The following is a 4,774-nucleotide window of genomic DNA, read 5'->3' as shown; positions in this document are numbered from 1 at the left end:
GTACATTCGTTGCCGATCTCAGCGAGAAGCTGCAAAGGCCAGTACTCGTCGCCAATGACGCCGATTGCTTTGCACTCTCTGAGGCAGTCGTCGGCGCTGGACGCGGTCACCGTGTCGTCTTCGGTGTCATCCTTGGCACGGGCGTCGGCGGTGGCATAATTATCAACGGTACGATTCACGAAGGTGCTGGCGGCTTTGCTGGCGAATGGGGCCACGGCCCGGTTTCCGCCACGCTTGCGGGTAATCCGCCCATTGCCATTCCGCGCTATGCCTGCGGCTGCGGCCAGACAGGTTGCGTTGATGCAGTGGGCGCGGCGCGTGGCATGGAAAGACTGCACGCTCACCTACATGGTGTTGATTTGCCGAGTACTGCGATTATAGCGGCGTGGAATGCCGGCGACGCAGCGGCTGAACGCACTATTGAAGTCTATATCGATATCGTCAGTGGCCCGCTCGCGATGACGATCAACATCGTTGGCGCTTCTGTCGTGCCCGTAGGCGGGGGACTTTCCAATTCTGTGGAGCTCATCAAGCGCCTGGATGAGGCAGTTCGAGCACGTATCCTGCGGAAAACAGATAAACCACTGGTTATTCCTGCAGAATTGAAGATTGAACCCGGCCTCATCGGTGCGGGCGTTCTTGGGTTGATGGAAACAGCAAAATGAGCATCCTGCTTGAAGTCTGTGTCGACARTCCCATCGGATTGGCAGCGGCTATCACCGGAGGAGCCGACCGCATCGAACTCTGTTCAGCGCTGGAGCTGGGCGGTCTGACGCCGACACCGGGACTGATCGGACAGGCTGCTGTCTCCCCTATTCCCATATACGCCATGATCCGTCCTCGTCCGGGCAATTTCGTTTTTGGTGAAGCCGATATCGATGCAATGCTGCGCGAGATCGATGTGATACGCGCCGCTGGGCTTGCTGGTGTGGTTTTCGGCGCCAACCTCACCAATGGCCAACTGGACCATACGACGCTCGAACGCCTCATCAGGCAATGCGGCGGTCTTGGTGTTACACTGCATCGCGCATTCGATCTCGTCCCCGATCTTTCTGAGGCCGTCAATACGGCGATCGAGCTCGGATTTGAGCGAATCTTGACTTCGGGACGGTCACTGACCGCGCTTGATGGGATCGACGACCTGGAAGCAACATTCGAACTTGCTGCGGGCCGAATCAAGATCATGCCCGGTTCTGGCATTAACATTGGCAATATCGGTGCTCTGCGGGACCGCATTCCGCTTGAAGAAATCCACTCATCTTGCGGCGCGACCGCGCCCGTGCTCAGCGAGCCAACAAAGCAGCTCGGCTTCGAAAGTGCATCACAGAAGCAGACGAGTTTGGAGCTCGTCAGGGCATTGAAACATTATTGCGCTAGCAGATAAGAGACCTTTTGAGAATTCAACCTGATGAGTCAGCTGGTGTGGTTTTCGAGAACCGAAGCGCAGCGGACTCATTGGTCCGTGAGCATCCGAAGCGCAGAAAATCGCATCAGATGGCCGTCAGGATGGATTGGCAAAGGTCTCTAGCAGCTAAGCTTGCCCGTCCGCTCATATCCCTCAAAATAAACCCGCAGATGCTGCGCGACAGCTTTGACATGCGCACCCGCATTCTTCGCAACAAGCATGCCGAGCCTGGATTCGCCGAGTGGTGGCAGACCGTGCTCAGCGCCGAGCTGTACCATGTTGTCTTCCAAAAGGAATTTCGAAAAAGGTGCAACGGCAAGATCAGCAACGATTGCCGCACGCTGCCCCATCGTATGGGCACTCATATAGGCAACGCGATATTCACGGCCCGCACTTTCCAGCGCACTGATCGCATTGGCGCGCCAGATGCACCCCTCTTCCCACATTGAAAGCGGCAGTGGGTTGCGCTCATGGGCAGTCCCACATTTGGCGCCGGCCCAGATGATCTCCTCAGTCATGAGAACTTCTATGTCATCCATCTTGGCCAGTGTCTCATTGACATTGACCAACGTGACGTCGAGACGCTGCTCATCAAGGCGTTTGCGCAGACTATTGCTTTGATCAATGACCACATCGACGGTTACATCGGGGTGAGATTCCGCAAAGCGCTTCAAGACAAACGGAAGCACCCGCTCGCCGACATCGTCTGGCGCACCGAGCCGCACGACACCGGAAACCGTCGGCGCTATAAATWTCGCCACCGTCTCGCGATTGAGAGCCAGCATGCGCCTTGCGTAACCAAGGAGAACCTCCCCGCTTGGTGTCAGTTTGACCGAACGCGCGTCCCGTTCGAGCAGCACGTGGCCCAGGGTCTCCTCCAGCTTTTTGATCTGCATGGAAACAGCCGACGGGGTACGAAACACAGCATTTGCAGCGCTCGAGAAACTGCCTGTTTCGGCAATCATTGCAAAGGTACGCAACACATCCAGGTCGAGGATCGGAATGGGATGATGCATCGGGGCTGACATGGCGCATTCTCCTTCATCAATTTTTCTGAAACATAGTGTTTCATAATTTCGTTTGATTGAACATCAACTTAGGGCGATAGTCAAGTTCACCAAAGGACATCACGCAAAATGATGCTCTTGCTGAAAAAAGGAGAAGGAAAATGAGCACTTGCGATAGCCTGTATCACAGCGATACGAGAAGTTTCGCCGAACGGCTTGCGGTCTATTTCGCGGATCAAGCGAATCACTTGGCTGCACGAATCAGAACCGCCCGCGATGTTTTTGTCCGGGAACGTCGCTTACGCGCTACGGAAATGGCGCTTGACGGATTACCGGAAAACATGCGTTGCGACATCGGCTGGCCAGACCTCTACGAGCGCCAAGTCGGCGAATGCAATGAGATAAAGAATTCGCGGTCGTAAAATCATGAAGCAGTCAACTCAGGGGAGCAGATAACGGTCTATCTGCTCCCTTTTATCATATGTGATACCTGCGCTTTTGCGACACAGGTTTCCACCCTTCCATTTAGAATAATTCTATGGTTCTATCTGAAAAAAAGCTTTGGAGACCACGCCCGTAAGTTGAAGTTGTTACTTCAGTTGCGACATGGCCTTAAAGCCAGATACGGGAACCTGGAATTACCATGGATCACATTGGTCTCAATAAGCGCTCATTCGTTTTCTTTCTCGTGCCGAATTTCTCGATGATCGCGTTTGCGACAGCCATCGAGCCACTGCGCATCGCAAATCGCATGCTCGGGTATGAAGCCTATCGCTGGCGTCTTGCCTCTGTGGATGCGAAGCCTGTCACGGCCTCGAACGGTGTGGAATGCGCCGCGAACACATCATTGGAAGACGAGAGGCGGTACCTGACCGGCGAAGAAAGGCCATCCATGGTCTTTGTGTGCGCCGGTATCCACGTTGAGAAATTCCACAACAAATCAGTCTTTGCCTGGCTTCGCGAAGAATTCAACCGGGGCGTCGCTGTAGGCGGACTCTGCACCGGGGCGCATATTCTCGCAGCGGCTGGCCTGCTTTCTGGCAAGCGGTGCGCGATCCATTGGGAGAATCTTCCAGGTTTTGCTGAGGCCTTTCCAAAGGCCGATGTATACGCCGACCTGTTCGAGGTTGACGGCAACATCTACACCTGCGCCGGCGGTACGGCCGCGCTGGACATGATGCTCAAGCTCATCGGCGATGATTTCGGCGACAATATCGTCAATCGTGTCTGTGAACAGGCACTCACTGACCGCGTGCGCAGCCCACACGACCGTCAGCGACTGCCATTGCGCGCGCGTCTCGGTGTACAAAACTCCAAGGTCCTGACAATAATCGAATTGATGGAAGCGCGGCTTTCCGAGCCATTGTCCTTGATCGAGATTGCCGACCATGTTGGCCTTTCCCGCCGCCAAATCGAACGCCTGTTCCGCCAGGAAATGGGCCGCTCGCCGGCCCGCTACTATCTAGAAATCCGTTTGGACCGTGCCCGGCATCTGTTGATCCAATCATCCATGCCGATCGTAGAGGTGGCAGTTGCATGCGGATTTGTCTCGGCATCGCATTTTTCCAAATGCTACCGTGAACTCTACGGCCGTTCGCCGCAGCAGGAACGCGCTGATCGCAAGCAGTTGATTGCAGCCTGAGGTTCGCCTGAGATTCGCGCTATGACGTGACGAAAATGGCGGTGCGTGAACACCGGAGCGCAGTAGAACGCCATTTACAGGCCTTCATGGCGTGAATCTAGCGGGATTCCCAGTCCTGCATCCGCCGTTGCCATATTCGCTCGCCTGAGAGGCAATCGATTTGCGGCTTGTCCTGGGCCAGGATCAACGGCAACGTCTGTGACGGCAGCCAATCTGCTTTCCGCGTGATAGGAGTATCACCCGCCAACTCCAACACTAGTTTCCGGCGCACAGCCTCCGGAAACTGATCCCAGGAATTGACCGGGACCATGAAAGCACCCGGTCCGCCAATGACGCAGCTGCTGTAATAGAGATCGAGGTCTTTCACGGCCCAGTCGGAATAGAAATCCCCACGCGTCATCAACGGCAACCCGTTGATCGTAATGCCCTTGGCAATCGCTTGATCGCGAGCGTCAGCCACTGGGCGACCATTGTTGTTCGCGCCGTCGCCTGAAATATCGATAACTCGTCGCGAGGCCTTGAAGCCATTGTTGTCGAAGAGGGTACTGGAAAAATCGATGGCCCCGGAGATCGATGTCCGACTTTGCGTTGCGGGAATTGGCTGATCGAGCGCATCCGCAAGTTTTTCCGCAGAGTCGGCGCCATCAACCAACGTCCAAGGAACGATAATTCGTTGTACGTTCGATCCGGCCCACTCCACATAAGTAATGGCTACACGAC

At 55.3% G+C, this 4,774-nt stretch carries 5 protein-coding genes; 3 read left to right on the top strand and 2 right to left on the bottom strand.

Annotated elements, in window-relative coordinates:
- Together ACXJ5O_RS19230 and ACXJ5O_RS19225 are read left to right on the top strand one after the other, a co-directional pair.
- Window positions 1-665: ROK family protein (locus tag ACXJ5O_RS19230; protein WP_457301295.1), on the top strand; the 665-nt coding region annotated here is incomplete at its 5' end.
- On the top strand, window positions 662-1,384 hold the full coding sequence (locus ACXJ5O_RS19225) for a copper homeostasis protein CutC (RefSeq protein WP_457301294.1): 723 nt from the start codon (window positions 662-664) through the stop codon (window positions 1,382-1,384). The genes ACXJ5O_RS19230 and ACXJ5O_RS19225, both read left to right, overlap by 4 nt.
- A gap of 140 nt (window positions 1,385-1,524) precedes the next feature.
- Here ACXJ5O_RS19225 and ACXJ5O_RS19220 read toward each other — a convergent pair whose 3' ends face one another.
- A complete protein-coding gene (locus ACXJ5O_RS19220) occupies window positions 1,525-2,433 on the bottom strand; it encodes a LysR family transcriptional regulator (protein WP_457301293.1) in 909 nt (302 codons plus the stop codon).
- Between the two features lie 622 nt (window positions 2,434-3,055).
- Between ACXJ5O_RS19220 and ACXJ5O_RS19215 the strand changes: the two genes are divergently transcribed.
- Complete coding sequence (locus ACXJ5O_RS19215) at window positions 3,056-4,054, top strand: GlxA family transcriptional regulator (RefSeq protein ID WP_112528712.1); 999 nt, start codon at window positions 3,056-3,058, stop codon at window positions 4,052-4,054.
- A 97-nt stretch (window positions 4,055-4,151) separates the two neighbouring features.
- On the opposite strand, the gene ACXJ5O_RS19210 is transcribed toward ACXJ5O_RS19215, so the two are convergent.
- The coding region (locus ACXJ5O_RS19210) for a DUF1194 domain-containing protein (protein ID WP_457301292.1) at window positions 4,152-4,774 on the bottom strand (623 nt) is incomplete at its 5' end.

The organism is Phyllobacterium sp. P5_D12 (assembly GCF_054049495.1).
This window is presented reverse-complemented; position numbering and strand designations above follow the sequence as displayed.